Annotated in this window: 15 protein-coding genes and 1 tRNA gene; 8 read left to right on the top strand and 8 right to left on the bottom strand. The window is 64.9% G+C overall.

The window, feature by feature from the left end:
- The first annotated feature begins 1 nt into the window (after position 1).
- From ACXAJV_RS04385 to ACXAJV_RS04375, 3 genes are read left to right on the top strand one after another with little or no spacing between them, the layout of a single operon-like run.
- Complete coding sequence (locus ACXAJV_RS04385; RefSeq protein WP_475082355.1) at positions 2-943, top strand: HlyD family secretion protein; 942 nt, start codon at positions 2-4, stop codon at positions 941-943.
- Positions 940-1,866, top strand: coding sequence for an ABC transporter ATP-binding protein (locus tag ACXAJV_RS04380; RefSeq protein WP_475082353.1), 927 nt, complete (start codon positions 940-942; stop codon positions 1,864-1,866). The genes ACXAJV_RS04385 and ACXAJV_RS04380 overlap by 4 nt, the downstream gene beginning before the upstream one ends.
- Positions 1,863-2,969 carry an ABC transporter permease gene (locus ACXAJV_RS04375; RefSeq protein ID WP_475082351.1) on the top strand — a complete coding sequence of 369 codons (1,107 nt, stop codon included), beginning with the start codon at positions 1,863-1,865 and terminating at the stop codon, positions 2,967-2,969. The genes ACXAJV_RS04380 and ACXAJV_RS04375 overlap by 4 nt, the downstream gene beginning before the upstream one ends.
- 252 nt (positions 2,970-3,221) lie before the next feature.
- Here the strand turns inward: ACXAJV_RS04375 and ACXAJV_RS04370 are convergent, their stop codons facing one another.
- The 4 genes from ACXAJV_RS04370 to ACXAJV_RS04355 form a co-directional block, all read right to left on the bottom strand.
- Complete coding sequence (locus ACXAJV_RS04370) at positions 3,222-3,422, bottom strand: helix-turn-helix transcriptional regulator (RefSeq protein ID WP_475082349.1); 201 nt, start codon at positions 3,420-3,422, stop codon at positions 3,222-3,224.
- Positions 3,419-3,811: a hypothetical protein gene (locus tag ACXAJV_RS04365; RefSeq protein ID WP_475082347.1), complete on the bottom strand. Its 393-nt coding sequence runs from the start codon at positions 3,809-3,811 to the stop codon at positions 3,419-3,421. Before ACXAJV_RS04365 ends, ACXAJV_RS04370 begins: the two co-directional genes overlap by 4 nt.
- Positions 3,808-4,068, bottom strand: a complete 261-nt coding sequence (locus ACXAJV_RS04360) for a hypothetical protein (RefSeq protein ID WP_475082345.1) — start codon at positions 4,066-4,068, stop codon at positions 3,808-3,810. The genes ACXAJV_RS04365 and ACXAJV_RS04360 overlap by 4 nt, the downstream gene beginning before the upstream one ends.
- Positions 4,069-4,208: 140 nt before the next feature.
- Complete coding sequence (locus tag ACXAJV_RS04355; protein WP_475082343.1) at positions 4,209-4,844, bottom strand: peroxiredoxin; 636 nt, start codon at positions 4,842-4,844, stop codon at positions 4,209-4,211.
- Between the two features lie 127 nt (positions 4,845-4,971).
- Here ACXAJV_RS04355 and ACXAJV_RS04350 point away from each other — a divergent pair, with 127 nt between their 5' ends.
- Positions 4,972-5,460 (top strand): SixA phosphatase family protein, encoded by a 489-nt coding sequence (locus tag ACXAJV_RS04350; protein ID WP_475082341.1) that lies wholly within the window; start codon positions 4,972-4,974, stop codon positions 5,458-5,460.
- Between the two features lie 163 nt (positions 5,461-5,623).
- The gene (locus tag ACXAJV_RS04345; RefSeq protein ID WP_475082339.1) at positions 5,624-7,198 is read left to right on the top strand and encodes a glycosyltransferase; all 1,575 of its coding nucleotides are present in this window, start codon (positions 5,624-5,626) and stop codon (positions 7,196-7,198) included.
- A 354-nt stretch (positions 7,199-7,552) separates the two neighbouring features.
- Here ACXAJV_RS04345 and ACXAJV_RS04340 read toward each other — a convergent pair.
- Positions 7,553-7,626, bottom strand: a tRNA-Gly gene (locus ACXAJV_RS04340).
- Positions 7,627-7,779: 153 nt separating this feature from the next.
- Between ACXAJV_RS04340 and ACXAJV_RS04335 the strand changes: the two genes are divergently transcribed.
- Entirely contained in the window at positions 7,780-9,096 is a 1,317-nt protein-coding gene (locus ACXAJV_RS04335; RefSeq protein ID WP_475082337.1) for a dicarboxylate/amino acid:cation symporter, read from the top strand.
- Positions 9,097-9,102: 6 nt separating this feature from the next.
- Here ACXAJV_RS04335 and ACXAJV_RS04330 read toward each other — a convergent pair whose 3' ends face one another.
- Positions 9,103-10,116, bottom strand: coding sequence for a 2'-deoxycytidine 5'-triphosphate deaminase (locus ACXAJV_RS04330; RefSeq protein ID WP_475082335.1), 1,014 nt, complete (start codon positions 10,114-10,116; stop codon positions 9,103-9,105).
- A 160-nt stretch (positions 10,117-10,276) separates the two neighbouring features.
- On the opposite strand from ACXAJV_RS04330, the gene apaG reads away from it, so the two are divergent.
- A complete protein-coding gene (gene apaG, locus ACXAJV_RS04325; protein WP_475082334.1) occupies positions 10,277-10,669 on the top strand; it encodes a Co2+/Mg2+ efflux protein ApaG in 393 nt (130 codons plus the stop codon).
- A gap of 34 nt (positions 10,670-10,703) precedes the next feature.
- Entirely contained in the window at positions 10,704-12,158 is a 1,455-nt protein-coding gene (locus ACXAJV_RS04320) for a TrkH family potassium uptake protein (protein ID WP_475082331.1), read from the top strand.
- Between the two features lie 107 nt (positions 12,159-12,265).
- On the opposite strand, the gene ACXAJV_RS04315 is transcribed toward ACXAJV_RS04320, so the two are convergent.
- A complete protein-coding gene (locus tag ACXAJV_RS04315; protein WP_475082329.1) occupies positions 12,266-13,189 on the bottom strand; it encodes an Hsp33 family molecular chaperone in 924 nt (307 codons plus the stop codon).
- 28 nt (positions 13,190-13,217) lie between these two features.
- The gene (locus ACXAJV_RS04310; RefSeq protein ID WP_475082327.1) at positions 13,218-14,402 is read right to left on the bottom strand and encodes an acetylornithine transaminase; all 1,185 of its coding nucleotides are present in this window, start codon (positions 14,400-14,402) and stop codon (positions 13,218-13,220) included.
- Positions 14,403-14,404: the final 2 nt, after the last annotated feature.

Raw genomic sequence — 14,404 nt, 5'->3', positions numbered from 1 at the left:
ATTGAGCCGACATCTCCTGCTGGCCGGAATGGTGCTGGGTCTCGCGGCCTGTAGCGACCAGCCGGATGACAGCCTGCACGGCTATGCCGAGGGCGACTTCACCGCCATCGCACCGGACGCGCCCGGCCGCATTGTCGAGACCCTGGCGCGCGAAGGCACGCATATCGCCGCGGGCGATACCCTGTTCTCGCTGGATGCGACGGCAGAGCGGATCGCGCTCGCAGCAGCCGAGGCCCGGATCGAGGCCGCTCTCGCCCGTTTCGACGATGCCGCCGCAGGTGCCCGCTCGCCGGAAATCGAGGCCGCACGGGACCAGCTCGAGCAGGCCAATGCGGCGGCCCGAGAAGCAAATGACGCGCTGACCCGCACGCGCGAATTGTTCGAGGATGGTCATGTCAGCCAGGCCCGGCTGGACCAGGCACTGGCAGCGGCCCGGACGGCCAATGCCCGTGTCGCGGAAATGCGCCAGCGGCTGAGCCTGGTGCAATTGCCGGCGCGGGAGAACCAGTTGCGCGCCCTGCAGGCCGAGATCGCAGCCGCCCAGGCCGAGCGCGACCGCGCCGCAGATGTCCTGGACCGCCGGACCGTCGCTGCGCCCGCCGATGCCGCCGTGCACCGCCAGATCCGCTTTGCCGGCGAACAGGCCGGTCCGGCCCAGCCCGTCTATGAGCTCCTGCCCGATGGCGCGATCCATGCCGTGCTGTTCATTCCGGAGACCGGGATTGGCGGCCACGCCACCGGCGACCGTTTCGCGGTGGATTGCGATGGCTGCGCCGCGGGCCTTACGGCCCGCCTGGCCTCAATCGCGGACGCAGCCGAGTTTACCCCGCCCGTGATTTATTCGGACAATGAGCGCGCCCGCCTGGTCTATCGCGCCGAAGCGCACTTCGAGGGCACACCACCACCGCCGGGAACGCCGCTGCGCTTCAGGCCGCAACCATGAGCGACACGCTCGCCATCGATGTGGAAGGCCTGACCAAGAGTTTCGGCGAGACCCGTGTCGTCGACGATTTCGACATGCAGGTGCCCAAGGGTTCGATCTACGGTTTTCTGGGTCCGAACGGGTCCGGCAAGACGACGACGATCCGGATGATGTGCGGCCTGTTGAAGCCGGACAGTGGCGGCGGCACGGCGCTGGGCCATGACATCATCGAGGAAAGCCGGACCATCAAATCGCGCGTCGGCTACATGACCCAGCGCTTCTCGCTGTATGGCGATCTCACCGTGCGCGAGAACCTGACCTTCATGGCCCGCCTGCATGCGCTGAAGAATCCGAAACAGATCGTGGCCGACACGCTGGAGGAATACGATCTGGGACCGCGGGCGCACCAGCTGGCCGACACGCTGTCGGGCGGCTGGAAACAGCGCCTCGCGCTGGCGGCGGCCTCGATGCACAATCCCGGCCTGCTGCTGCTCGACGAACCGACCGCGGGTGTCGATCCCAAGGCCCGGCGGGACTTCTGGGACCGGATCCGCGGGCTGGCCCGCAAGGGCGTCACCGTTCTGGTCTCGACCCATTACATGGACGAGGCGGTGCAGTGCGACTACATCGCCTTCATCGCCTATGGCCGCAAGCTGATCGACGCGCCCTCCGCCGACATTCCCGAACGGGTCGGCCTGGTGACCTGGCGGATCGAGGGCAAGGGGCTGCAGCCCATCTATGACGAACTCCACGACGCCGAGGGCGTCGACCAGATCGCGCGCTTCGGCTCGGCCCTGCACGTGTCCGGACGCGATGCGGATGCGCTGGAGCGGACGGTTTGTGCCTATCGCGGGCGCGAGGGCATCAGTGTCGATCTCGCCAAGACCGGGCTGGAGGAAGCCTTCATCTGGCTGATGGCCGGTTCGCAGGACAATTTCACATGAACAGTTTCAGCCGCATCCTCGCCCTGATCGGCAAGGAGTTCATCCAGATGCTCCGCGACCGGCTGACCTTCGGCATGATGGTCGGCATCCCGGTGATGCAGCTCTTGCTGTTCGGCTATGCCATCAATACCGATCCGCGCCACTTGCCCACGCTCGTCGAGATGGGCGACAATGGCCCGGCCAGCCGCGCCATCCTGCAGGCAATGGAAACGTCGGACTATTTCGACCTGATCGGCATAACCCACTCGCGGGCCGAAACCGATACGGCGTTGCAGACCGGCGAGGCCCTGTTCGTGGTGACCATTCCGCCGGATTTCGAGCGCGACCTGCTGCGCCGCGACCGCCAGCAAATCCTGCTCGACACCGATGCCTCGGACCCGGTCGCCGCCGGCGCCGGCACAGGCGCCTTCCCCACACTGGTGCAGGAAGCCCTGGCGCCCCTGCTCGGCGAGATGACACCGCCGGTCGAGACGGTCATCCACCGCCGCTACAATCCGGCCGGACGCACCGCGCTGAACATCGTGCCCGGCCTGCTGGGCGTCATCCTCACCATGACGATGGCGATGATGACCTCGATGGCGCTCACCCGCGAGGCCGAACGCGGCACGCTGGAAACCCTGCTGGCCACGCCGACGCGGCCCTATGAGGTGATGGTCGGCAAGATCACGCCTTACGTCTTCGTCGGCTTCATCCAGGTCGTGATCATGCTGGCCGGCGCGCGCTTCCTGTTCGGCGTGCCGTTTCTGGGCTCGGCGCCGGCCTTCCTGGTCTGCGTGTCGCTCTTCATCCTGGTGAACCTGTCGCTGGGCTTCCTCTTCTCCACCGTGGCGCGCACGCAGATGCAGGCCATGCAGATGACCTTCTTCGTCTTCCTGCCCTCGATCCTGCTGTCCGGCTTCATGTTCCCCTTTGCCGGCATGCCCGCCTGGGCGCAGACGCTGGGTCAGGCCCTGCCCACAACACACTTCATCCGCGCCGTGCGGGCCATCATGCTGAAGGGCGCCAGCCTGGGCGATGTCCTGCCGCAGATCTGGCCGCTGGCCGTGATCTTCACGGTCATCGCGACCGTCGCCATGCTGCGGTATCGCCGGACGCTGGATTGAGGCCGCGGGCAATGGCGAGGATTTACCCGCTTAGGGTTGGAACCCCCTGATTTTGTCATCCCGGATGCATGCCCCGAAAAGGCGGGGCGGAAGTCCGGGACCCATAAGCGCGCCGCTCGTCCAGTCATTTGCAGCGTCGATATCGCGCCTGCTGGCGGCCAATGATCATGTTTATGGGTCCCGGCCCTCCGCCCGGCCCGAGGCCGGGCATCCGGCCGGGATGACAACCCACTCGGCTTGTTGCCCCCAGCGCTAACCCTCCACCTCATCATCGAAGATCGTCTCGATGGCCCGGCCGAAGAGGCGGGCGATCTTGAAGGCGAGCGGCAGGGAGGGGTCGTACTTGCCCGTCTCCAGCGCGTTGACGGTCTGGCGCGACACATCGAGCCGGTCGGCCAGGGCTTGCTGGCTCCAGCCGTGCACGCCGCGAAGCTCCTTGAGCCGGTTTTTCATTGCACCCGGACCTGCTGGATCATGATGGCCACGCTGTGCGCCACCGCCGCGATGGGCAGCATCATCGTCATGTTGAGCGGCTCCATCACGCCATAGATCTCCGCCACACCGAACACGGCAGCCGCCAGCAGCATGGCCAGCATGGCGACCGCTGCCGCGCGGATCTGGAAGCGCGCCAGCATTTCGTCGATCGCCCGGACATAGCGGATCACTTCCCAGCCATAGACCAGGAGCGGCAGGCAGGTCAGCAGGACCAGCGGCCAGGCCTGCACCGCAGGCCAGCCATTGCGCGACGGATCGAGCGTCTTGTCGATCGCCACCAGGAGACCGGTGAAAACCAGCATCAGGACAAGGGTGCGCCAGGTGTAGCGCTTCATTTCGGGGGTCATGACTTCTTCGTCGTGTCCACGCCGACGCCCAGCAGCACCGCAATCCGCGCGATGGCCATCAGGCCGAGGATAACAGCCGCCAGCGCGCCAGCCTTCAAGCTTGCCGGCAGACCGGCCAGGCCCGCACGAAAGGGTTCGATCAGCCCGCTGCCGAATTCAACAACAAGCAGGGCGGAAAAGAAGATGGCAGCGAAGAGTGCCAGCGACACCAGGGTCGGCGCACCACCCTCACCGGTCATCAGATCATGATTGTCCATAACGGCCTCCTTATTTGTAAAGCTCACTTGTCATATATGTAAAGCAAGCTTGTCGTCAAGGAGACTTGTCAAAGCCGGGCCGGGAAAAGGCGCCCGGGAATCCCCCGGGCGCCTCGAAACCGTTCGCGATGCGCGCAGCCTTACTTGTTGGGCTGTTTGGTCACGCGGAGGTAGGGCTTGATCTTGTTGTAGCCGGCGGGGAAGAGCTTGTCGGCTTCCTCGTCAGAGATCGACGGCACGACGATCACGTCCTGACCGTCTTCCCAGTTCACCGGCGTGGCGACCTTGTAGCCATCGGTCAGCTGCAGGCTGTCGATGAGTCGCAGCACCTCGTTGAAGTTCCGGCCGGCGCTGGGCGGATAGGTGAAGGTGGCGCGGATCTTCTTGTTCGGGTCGATGATGTAGACCGAGCGGACCGTGACCTTGGGGTCGGCATTCGGATGGATCATCGAATAGAGCTCGGAAACCGTGCGCTCGGTGTCGGCGATGATCGGGAAGTCGACCGCACAATTCTGCGTTTCCTCGATATCCTTGATCCAGCCCTTGTGGTCCTCGACGCTGTCGACGGAAAGCGCGATTGCCTTGGCATTACGCTTGGCGAACTCGTCCTTCAGCTTGGCGGTGAAGCCCAGCTCGGTCGTGCAGACGGGCGTGTAATCGGCCGGGTGGGAGAAGAAGATCACCCAGTTATCGCCGATCCAGTCGTGGAAATTGATTGCGCCTTCACTCGTCTCGACGTCGAAATTCGGGGCGATATCACCCAACAGCAGACCCATGTCGTCCTCCTCGGTTCAATTGGCGGCAAAAACACCTTAGGACTAGGTGCGCTTCCGGCGGCACGATTGCAAGACCGCCGCCGGACAGCCTACATCCGCACCAGCATCCGGACTGCAACTAGACACGATGACGACCACCCTGATCCTCATGCGCCATGCCAAGGCCGTCGACCGGCTGGAAGCGGAAGATGATTTCCAGCGCGGACTGACCGCGCGCGGGCGCGACGACAGTGCCGCCGCCGCAGAGCTTCTGGCCGGACGGGGAATTCGCGTCGATCTCGCACTTGTCTCGCCGGCGTGGCGCACCCGGCAGACCTTCGACCAGATGCTGCCAGATATCGGCGAGCCGCAAATGGACGACCCGATGGCGCTCTATCACGCCTCGACGGAAATGCTGGAGCGCGCCACCCGCCAGGTCCTCGGCACCGCCCGCACCATCCTTCTGGTCGGACACAATCCGGGCATTGGCGGTTTCGCCCACAAGCTGGCGCAGATGAGCGGCCAGACGGCCCGCATGCCGCTGGGATACCCCACGGCGACGGCCAGCATCTTTGTGCTCGACGACGACGACCTGGCCCGGCCCCGCCTCGACTTCGTCATCAACCCCAAGGCTTGATTTCTCTGCGACTCGCGTTTTGCGTGCATATCTGCTTTTATGCGTCCGGACGGTGAAACCGGAGCGCAAGATGGATGGCGCAAAAGGGATTGGCGCAAAAGGGGTTGGCGCACAGCGAATTGACGCGCAGGGCATCGACGGGGTCGGGACTCTTGCACGCGGTATGGCGCGCAGAGCAGGCCCACGCGGCGCTTCACTGCGCGTGGCTCCGGAACACGACACTCCGGAGACGAGCGGCCAGCTGCACAGGCCGCCGGGCATTCTGGAACAGCTGTGGACGGACGAAGCCGCGATCGGCCTGTCGCGCCGCTCCCCGGAACTGAGTGCCCGGAACCGGAGCTTCCCGCACCTGGTCAGCCTGCTCTGCGGCCTTGTCCTGGCAAACATCCTTGCGGCGCCGGCATTGCCCTTCTCCACATCCGCCCTGCTGCTGGCGATACTTGCACCGACCTGCCTGTCGCTCGCCCTGTTGCGCATGGCCGGCGCGCTGACCCGGCCCCGCTACGCACCACGCCGCGACCTGTCCGAGGCCGCCCTGCCGAAAGCCAGCATCATCGTGGCGCTCTATCGCGAAGCCGCGGTCATCCCCCAGCTCATCAAGACGCTCGCGGCGATCGACTATCCGGCCGACAAGCTGGAGGTGCGTCTGGTTTTGGAAGCAGATGACAGCGAAACGCGCGCCGCCATCGAGCGGTGCCGGCCGGACGCCCGTTTCAGTGTCATCATCGCGCCGGCCGGACACCCGCGGACCAAGCCGCGGGCGCTGAACTACGCTCTGCGCTTTTGCAGCGGCGAAATCGTTGCGGTGCACGACGCCGAGGACCGGCCACATCCCAAACAGCTGCGCCATGCCGCGGAAAGCTTCAGCCGCGCCCCGCCGCGTCTGGTGTGCCTGCAGGCCCCGCTCAACTGGTACAACCGGGACGAGACCTGGCTGACACGCCAGTTTGCGATGGAGTACGCCGCCCATTTTCACGTCATGCTGCCGCTTTACCAGCGGTTCGGCTGGCCACTGCCACTTGGCGGAACCAGCAATTATTTCCGCGTGAAGGCCCTGCGGCGCAGTGGCGGCTGGGATTCCTGGAATGTCACCGAAGATGCCGACCTGGGCGTGCGGCTTCACCGCCTGGGCTATCGTTGCGGTCTCATCGCACCCCCAACGCTGGAAGAGGCCCCGGTGAGCCTGCACGGCTGGACGCCGCAAAGAACACGCTGGCTGAAAGGCTACTGGCAGACACTCGGGGTGCATTTCGGACTGGACGCCGAACGCCGGCGCCTCAGCCTGCCACTTGTGATGACTCTGGGGGGCGCGGTCCTGTCGGCACTCATCCACGGCCCGACCCTCGCCGCGGCGCTGGCGGCAGCTGTCATGGAGCAAGGCGTGTCACTGCCGGTCCTGGCCTGTCTGTCCATCCTCGGCGCGGGATATGCCGGTGGCTTCATGGGCGCGATCTCGGGCATGGCCCGCGCCGGTCTGCCGGTCCGGATCGCCGATCTGGTCCTGCTGCCGGTCTACTGGTCAGTCCAGGTCGTGCCTGCTGTTCGCGCTCTGGTGCAGCTCGTGCAAAACCCCTATCTCTGGGAAAAGACAGAACACGGTGTCAGCGCGCTGGCAGAACCCCCATGTACCTCTCCCTGCCCGCAACCCTCATCGCCCTTGCCATCTGCATCGCAGGATTTTTTCTCGCCCGCTGGCGGGCCGGACAACCCGTCAGACCGGAACGCGGCCCGCGGATGATCCCCTGGACGCTGATCGCCATCGTGATGGGCGGCCTCGCCGTGATCTTCCTCGTCCATCTCGCCGAGCTGGGTGGCTTTGACATGGGCCAGCGGACGAGGATCTAGCGGTCCGGCAGCCGAATTGCGAGGATCAGGTCTGTTGGCTCCCCCAAATGCCCGGAAAGCGATAAGCCGCTATCCCGCCTTCCTGCACTGCACATTCTCTGTCACGCCTGCTGTGAAAACAAGAAGTTCCAGGCGGAAGGGGGACGAGCTTGGTAAAGGCCTCAAGTCGAATTTGCGCCTCAACGCTGACCCGCAATGATCCCGAGCTGAACCGCAACTACGCCCGGTCTGGAGGCAACAAATCCAGTGGAGCGGGTGAAGGGAATCGAACCCTCGTCGTAAGCTTGGGAAGCTTCTGCTCTACCATTGAGCTACACCCGCACTCTGTATCACCTGAATACCGCGACCCGCACCACGCACGCAAGCGGTCTCGACGGCAGGCGAGCAGCCTTGCTGGCCCGGACAATCTGTCGCTGTCGCGTTCTCTGCGCCGATCCGCTATCCCCTCCGGGCCGGTATCGGGGTGGGGGAATTATGGTCCAGCGGCTTTACATGATCCGCGTACGCGGTTTGATGCGCAGCCAGCTCTGGGCGCAGATACTTGCAGCCATGCTGCTGGCGATCGGCACCGGCCTCCTGCTATCGCCGGATCTCGGCTCCCCCCTCGCCGTACCGGACGATACCGTCGCCGTGGTCGGCGAATGGCTGCGCCTGCCGGGCCAGATTTTTCTGAACCTGATCCAGATGGTGGTGATCGGCCTGGTCTCGACATCAATCATTCTGGGCATCACCTCCAGCGGCGACGCCAACATGCTGGCACGCGTCGCCGGGCGTATCGCACCCTATTTCCTGATGACGACGACCATTGCCGTGCTGATCGGCTATGTCATCGCAACACTGGTCGAGCCCGGTAGTTTCATCAGCCTGAGCGACGTTGCACCGGCCGCCGAGCCGGCCGGCGATGTCGATCTTGCCGCGACACCGGCGCCCACCCTGGCTGGCTCAATCGCCGACATCATTCCGGCCAGCCTCGCCGAAGCGACGCTGAACGCGAACATGTTCCAGATCGTGGTGGCGAGCCTGATCGGCGGTACCGCGCTCGCCTCTCTTGGCCTTGGTCGCGCCGCCCCGCTGATCCAGATCATCCAGCTGGTACAGGATGCCTCCTTGACGATCGTCGGCTGGGCCATGCGGCTGGCGCCATTTGCCGTGTTCGGCCTGATCTCGGACTTTGTCATGCGGATCGGCATTTCCGCCCTTCTGGGCATGTCGGTCTACATACTCTGTGTCGTCGGCGGACTGCTGGCGTTGCTGGGCGTCTATCTGCTGATCGTGGCGATATTCGGCCGCCGCTCGCCGCTGGCCTTTGTCGGCACGGTCGCAAGCGCCCAGCTGCTGGCCTTCTCGACCTCCAGCTCGGCGGCCACCATGCCGCTCTCGCTGAAAACCGCCGAGCAGGGGCTGAAAGTCCACCCCGCCGTCGCCCGCTTCGTCATTCCCCTGGGCGCGACGGTGAACATGGACGGGAGCGCGCTCTACCAGGTGATCGCCGCCTTGTTCATCGCCCAGATCTACCAGGTCGAACTCAGCGCGCCGGGCTTCATCATGCTGGTGGTGACGGTGGTCGGGGCCTCGATCGGCAGCCCCTCGACACCAGGCGTCGGCATCATCATTCTGGCCAGCATCTTGCACTCGCTGGGCATACCGGCTTCCGGCGTCGCCATCCTGCTGGGCGTCGACCGCATCCTCGACATGTGCCGCACGGCGATCAATGTCACCGGTGATCTCGTTGCCTGCGTCGTGATGGACCGCTGGCTCGCCGGCGCCCTGGACGATACCGAAACGGGCTGACGCGGCTCAGACGAAGAATTTCGAGAGTTTCAGTCCCTGGGCCTGATAGTTCGAGGCCACGCGGCCATAGGGGATTTCAGGCGCTTCGCGCATCGGCTCGTAGACCAGCCGGGCGATCGGCTGACCGTGTTCGAGAATGAAGGGCACGTCGCGGCCGCGCACTTCCAGCACTGCACGCGAGCCGGTCCCGCCCGCCTCGGCAATGCCGAAGCCGGGATCGAAGAAGCCGGCATAGTGAGCGCGGAACTCGCCGATCTCGGTGGCGATGGGGGCCATCTCCGCCGCCTCTTCCGCGCCGATCGACACGGCTTCACGCGACGCCAGGATGTAGAACTCGCCCGGATCCAGGATCAAGCGGCGGTCCGGCGCATACATCGGCTCCCAGAACCGCGTGCGCTCATGCGCGCCGATCTTTGCCAGATCGACCAGCCCGGCATGGCGGCGGGCGCGATAGCCCACAATCCCGTCCTCGAAACCAGCCAGATCGACGCTGACCGTCACATCGCGCAGCGGCACATGGGCGCCTTCACGGAAGCGGATCTGGCTGAGCCGGTCGCCCGTGCGGGCAAGGATGGAGAAGGTACAGGGGCAAATCTCGGCATACAGCGGGCCGTCATAATCCGCCGGCGCCTGGTCGAAGGCGACGCCATGATCGGTGATCACCCGCGTGAAGACATCGATCCGGCCGGTCGAGCTCTTCGGGTTCATCGCGGCGCTGAGGCCCGGCGGCAGTTTCAGCCGCTCCTGCAGGGGCGCGAGATAGACACAGCCTGTCTCCAGCACCGCTCCATTGGTCAGATCGACCGTGTGCATGACGACGTCTTCATTGAGCCGGTCCGACACGGTCCTGCCCGGCCCGGGCAGGAAGCTCGCCCGCAGCCGCCAGGCATGGCTGCCCAGTCTGAGATCGATACTGGCGGGCTGGATCTGGCCCTCTGCCGCAGGCGTGTCAGCGGAAATCACGCCAATGTCGAACAGGGTTTTCAGCCGGTGGTCGGGCAGGATTCCGGAGGCGGTCATGATCGTCCGTGCGGTTACCGAGCGGGGACGACCACATGTCCCCCATCTGCCGCGCCCTGTCCAGACGCGCTGACCGTGGGGGTTGAGCCGGACCCGCGCGAAGAGGATTATGCGCGCCGGAGCGCGCCTGAAGGCTGCGCAGTGAGGGCGGAAGCGCAGCATGTACGAGTACGAGAGCAGCGGCGTGAAGATCAGCGTGATGCCGGACTATCTGGAGGATGAATCCGATCCGGATGAGGGCCGCTATGTCTGGGCCTACACGATCGAGATCGAGAATACCGGCCATGAAGCCGTGCAGCTGCTTGCCCGCAAATGGATAATCACCGACTCCATGGGCCGTACCGAGCATGTCCAGGGTGAAGGCGTCGTCGGCGAACAGCCCGTCATCGAGCCGGGCGAATGCTTCCGCTATACCTCCGGCGCACCGCTGGGCACGCCGTCGGGCTTCATGCAGGGCAGTTATGAGATGCGCCGCCGCAATGGCGAGAGTTTTGCCGCGATCATCCCCGGCTTCTCGCTCGACCGGCCGACCGACCGGGTCCAGCTGCACTGATGCGGCAGTACCGGCCGGTTTCCTGGGGTTCGCCGTGACCACATCCTTGCGACAAGTCCTGTTCATGGTCGGCATCATGGTCGCCGTGCTGGCGGCCGCGATGGTCTTTCCGGCCATGCTGGATGCGGCCGAAGGCGACGGGGAGAGCGCCAGCGCCTTCTTCATCTCCTCGATCCTGGGCATGTTCATCGGCGGCGCCACGGCGCTGGTCAATCGCGGCCCGGTCGACTCGATCACACCCCGCACGGCCTTTGTCCTGACAGTCGGCGCCTGGCTGGCGCTGTCCGTCTGTGCCGCGTTGCCGCTGCGCCTCGCCGGCGAGGGGCTGAGCTGGACCGACGCCTTTTTCGAAGCGGTCTCGGGCCTGACGACGACCGGGGCGACCGTGATCACCGGACTCGACTACCGGCCGGAAGGCCTGCTGCTCTGGCGCGCCATCCTGCAATGGATCGGCGGGATCGGTATCATTGTGACAGCGATGGCCTTCTGGCCGATGCTGGGCATTGGCGGCATGCAGCTCTTCCAGCTGGAGACCGGCGACAAGTCCGACAAGATCCTGCCGCGGGCAACCCAGATCGCTGCCAGCATCTCGCTGATCTACCTGGTCCTGACGCTTGTCTGCTTCTTTGCCTTCATCGCGGTTGGCATGAACTGGCTGCACGCGCTCTGCCACGCCATGTCGACGATCTCGACGGGCGGGTTTTCGGCGTCGGACAATTCCATGGGCAATTACGTGCACATGGGCGCGGACATCATCACCACGGTCTTCATGATCCTGGCCTCGCTGCCCTTCGTCCTCTTCATCGTGGCGATCCGCGGCAAGCCCGTCGCCCTGTGGCGCGACGCCCAGGTGCGCGGCTTTCTGCTTGTGGTGACGGTTGCGACAGCTTTCCTGGCCGTCCTGCTCTGGATGACGGGCGCGCACGAGGAAGGCGGCGCGATCCGGCAGGCGGCCTTCAACTCGGTCTCGATCATCACGGGGACCGGATTTGCCACGGCGGACTATGGCGCCTGGGGGCCGATCTCCCAGGCCGCCTTCTTCGTCTTCATGTTCATCGGCGGCTGTGCCGGCTCAACAACCTGTTCGGTGAAGATCTTCCGCTACCAGATCGCCGGCACTGCGATGCGGCGTTACCTGGCGAAACTTCTGCGTCCCAATGCGGTGATACCGATGCACTATAACGGCCGCATAGTGGATGAAAAAACGCTCCACTCGGTGCTCGGTTTCTTCTTTGTCTTCTTCGCCGTCTACGCGATCACCGCCGCAATACTGTCGGCGATGGGGATGGACACGGTGTCGGCGCTGTCGGGTGCCGCGACCAGCCTGACGAATACCGGTCCGGGCCTGGGTCCGATCATCGGTCCGTCAGGGACATTCGCGCCCCTCTCCGATCCGGAGAAATGGCTCCTGACCTTCAACATGTTCATCGGCCGGCTGGAAGTGATCGCGGTCCTGGTCTTCCTCAGCCCGCGCTTCTGGCGGAACTAGGAGCATTTCCAGCGAAAGTGGGACCGGTTTCGTGATCCGGAAATGCGACCACTGGAGACCGGCATTTCCAGCGAAAGTGGGAACCGGTTTCGCGGTTAGGAAATGCGCTAGCGACCAGCCGCAGCCGCAACCTCTTCGAGGCCGAAGCCCCAGTCCTTGTTGCAGTACTCGCAGGTCATCACGATGGCGCCGCCGGTTTCCATTTCCGCGCGGTCTTCCGGCGGGAAGCTGGCGACGATGCCGAGCAGGCGCTCGCGTTCGCACGAACAGCGCCGGGCGATCTGCGCGGGTTCGAACAGGCGCACGCCATCTTCGTTGAACAGGCGATAGAGAAGCTTGCCGGCCGAGAGGTCGGGATCGAGGAGCTCAGCGTCTTCGACAGTCTCGTAGAGCGCGCGGACATGATCCCAGTCTTCCTGGGCCGAGCCGCGGGTGTCGTCGCCGGCGACCTGTTGCAGCATGGCTCCGCCGCCACGCCAGGTACGGGCCTCGCCTTCCTTCCAGCTTTCGCCGATGGCGATCCGCAGGCGGGTGGGTGTCTGTTCGGACTGGGCGAAATAGCCTTCCGCGACCTGCGACAGGGACGTGCCCTCGAGCGGAACGACGCCTTGGTACTGGTCCTTGTCGGGGCCATAGTCGAGCGTCATCGCGAAAGCGCCCTTGCCCAGGAGACGCTCCATCAGCGTATCGCGGGGCGGATTTTCGGCCAGCACGGCCTCGACGCCCTCGCGGTCGATCTTGGCAAAACCGCGCACGCCCTCACCGCTGACATATTCAGCCACGATAAAGCGGATCGGACCCGACCCGTTCGCCTGCACGATCAGCCGACCGTTGAACTTCAGCGCATCGCCGACGAGGGCGGCGATGATCACCGCCTCGCCGAGCAGATGGGCTACCGGTTCGGGATAGGCGTGCGCCGACAGGATCGCGTCCAGCGTTGAGCCCAGACGGCAGACACGGCCGCGCACGGCCCGTCCCTCAACCTGGAAACCGGCCACGATATTATCATGCTCTCCAAGCGGATCGCTCACGCCGTTTCTCCGTTCGGCAAGGGTTGGACTAGCTGGCCTCGAGTGCGCCGAGCGCTTCGTCGAGTACGGCCACCGCCTCGCTGGCATCGTCCTTGGTGATGATCAGCGGCGGCGCCATGCGGCAGACATTGTCACCCGCCGCGCCGACCAGGAGATGGCGATCGCGAGCCAGTCCCGCAAGCTTCTTGGGGTCGAAACCGTCTTTCAGTTTCACACCGACCAGCAGACCCTTGCCGCGAATCTCGGCGATCTTGTCGCCATGACGATCCATGAGGCCGTGCAATTGCTGGCTCAGATAGTTGGAGACCTCGACCACATGATCCATGAAGCCGTCGGAAGTCAGCTCGTCGAACACGACATTGCCGACCGCCATGGCCAGCGGGCCGCCGCCATAGGTCGAGCCGTGTGTGCCAACAACCATGCCGGCCGCGGCCGCTTCCGTCGCCAGGCAGGCGCCCATCGGGAAACCGCCGCCAATGCCCTTGGCTGCGGCCATGATGTCCGGCTCGGCGCCTTCGACCCATTGGTGGGCGAACAGCTTGCCGGTCCGGCCGGCACCCGACTGGACCTCGTCAAAGATCAGCATCAGGCCGTGCTCGTCGCAGATCTGGCGCAGGCCGCGCAGGAAGCTGTCTTCCGGTGCGCGCACACCGCCCTCGCCCTGCACCGGTTCGACGCAGATCGCCGCGGTCTCTTCGGTGACGGCAGTCTTCACGGCATCCAGATCGCCGAATTCGACCTGGTCGAAACCTTCCATCGCCGGGCCGAAGCCCTCGAGGTATTTCGGATTGCCGCCGGCATTGATCGCGCCGAAAGTGCGGCCGTGGAAGGCGCCGGTGAAGGTGATGATGCGATAGCGCTGCGGATTGCCGTTCACGAAGTGATAGCGGCGCGCCGTCTTGAGCGCGCATTCCATCGCCTCGGCACCGGAATTGGTGAAGAAGACCCGGTCGGCGAAAGTCGCCGCGCACAGCTTCTCGGCCAGTTCGATACCCTTGGGCACCTTGAACATGTTGGACAGGTGCCAGAGTTTGCCGGCCTGCTCGTTGAGGGCGGCGACAGCCTTGGGATGGGCATGGCCCAGACAGTTCACCGCAATGCCCGAAATGAAGTCCAGATAGGCATCGCCAGCCTCGGTATACAGGCGGGTTCCCTTACCGTGGTCAAACACGAGATCGGGCGGCGAATAGGTGTCCATCATCGGGGCGGGCATAC

Source organism: Maricaulis sp. ABE4_448, assembly GCF_056160825.1.
Note: the sequence above shows the minus strand (reverse complement) of the source record. Positions and strands in the feature narration are given on the sequence as shown.

What these genes read in the sequence shown, in the direction of transcription:
- ACXAJV_RS04380 (WP_475082353.1), top strand. Translation starts at nt 940, where the DNA reads ATGAGCGACACGCTCGCCATCGATGTGGAAGGCCTGACCAAGAGTTTC.
- ACXAJV_RS04375 (WP_475082351.1), top strand. Translation starts at nt 1,863, where the DNA reads ATGAACAGTTTCAGCCGCATCCTCGCCCTGATCGGCAAGGAGTTCATC.
- ACXAJV_RS04370 (WP_475082349.1), bottom strand. Translation starts at nt 3,422, where the DNA reads ATGAAAAACCGGCTCAAGGAGCTTCGCGGCGTGCACGGCTGGAGCCAG.
- ACXAJV_RS04365 (WP_475082347.1), bottom strand. Translation starts at nt 3,811, where the DNA reads ATGACCCCCGAAATGAAGCGCTACACCTGGCGCACCCTTGTCCTGATG.
- ACXAJV_RS04360 (WP_475082345.1), bottom strand. Translation starts at nt 4,068, where the DNA reads ATGGACAATCATGATCTGATGACCGGTGAGGGTGGTGCGCCGACCCTG.
- ACXAJV_RS04355 (WP_475082343.1), bottom strand. Translation starts at nt 4,844, where the DNA reads ATGGGTCTGCTGTTGGGTGATATCGCCCCGAATTTCGACGTCGAGACG.
- ACXAJV_RS04350 (WP_475082341.1), top strand. Translation starts at nt 4,972, where the DNA reads ATGACGACCACCCTGATCCTCATGCGCCATGCCAAGGCCGTCGACCGG.
- ACXAJV_RS04345 (WP_475082339.1), top strand. Translation starts at nt 5,624, where the DNA reads ATGGCGCGCAGAGCAGGCCCACGCGGCGCTTCACTGCGCGTGGCTCCG.
- ACXAJV_RS04335 (WP_475082337.1), top strand. Translation starts at nt 7,780, where the DNA reads ATGGTCCAGCGGCTTTACATGATCCGCGTACGCGGTTTGATGCGCAGC.
- ACXAJV_RS04330 (WP_475082335.1), bottom strand. Translation starts at nt 10,116, where the DNA reads ATGACCGCCTCCGGAATCCTGCCCGACCACCGGCTGAAAACCCTGTTC.
- apaG (WP_475082334.1), top strand. Translation starts at nt 10,277, where the DNA reads ATGTACGAGTACGAGAGCAGCGGCGTGAAGATCAGCGTGATGCCGGAC.
- ACXAJV_RS04310 (WP_475082327.1), bottom strand. Translation starts at nt 14,402, where the DNA reads ATGCCCGCCCCGATGATGGACACCTATTCGCCGCCCGATCTCGTGTTT.